The following is a 676-nucleotide window of genomic DNA, read 5'->3' on the forward strand; positions in this document are numbered from 1 at the left end:
AATTTCGGCAGCTGCCCGGTGCCGTACATCATCTCTTCGCGCACCAGCACCGGGGTCCAGGTCTCGGTGAGGCCGTTCTCCTCGACATGGGTGTCGAGCATGAACTGTGCGAGTGCCCGGTGGATGCGCGCCACGGCGCCGGAGAGCACCACGAAGCGGGCGCCCGAAAGCTTGGCGGCGGTCTCGAAATCCATGCCCTTGACCACGCCGGGAAGCTCGTAATGCTCCCTGGGCGTGAAATCGAGCGTTGCGGGCGTGCCCCAGCGGTGGATCTCGACGTTGTCGGCCTCGTCGGCGCCATCGGGCGTGTCGTCGAAGGGCAGGTTGGGCAGGCCCATGAGCAGCTCGGCGAGCTGCGCGTCGAGCTCCTTGGCCCTGGTCTGCATCTCCGCGACCTCGGCCTTCTTCTCGCCCACCAGTGCGCGCAGGCGCTCGAACTCGGCCTCGTCGCCGCTGGCCTTGGCCTTGCCGACTTCCTTGCTGGCCTTGTTCTGCTCGGCCTGAGCGGTCTCGGCGGCGTGGATCGCGGCGCGGCGCTCTTCGTCCATCGCGAGGATGGCCGGCGATTGCGACGGCATCCCGCGGCGAGACAGCGCCGCGTCGAATGCGGCGGGGTTTTCTCGGATGGCGCGGATGTCGTGCATCGTCCCTTGTCCTTCTTTTCGGGTGCGAGTCG

Annotated in this window: 1 pseudogene; it reads right to left on the reverse strand. The window is 67.8% G+C overall.

What is annotated here, in order from left to right:
• Positions 1–644 (reverse strand): annotated as a pseudogene (locus HC022_RS28200) (serine--tRNA ligase); the annotation flags it as partial.
• Positions 645–676: the final 32 nt, after the last annotated feature.

The organism is Salipiger sp. HF18, assembly GCF_011806505.1.
Classification (GTDB): Bacteria; Pseudomonadota; Alphaproteobacteria; order Rhodobacterales; family Rhodobacteraceae; genus Salipiger; species Salipiger thiooxidans.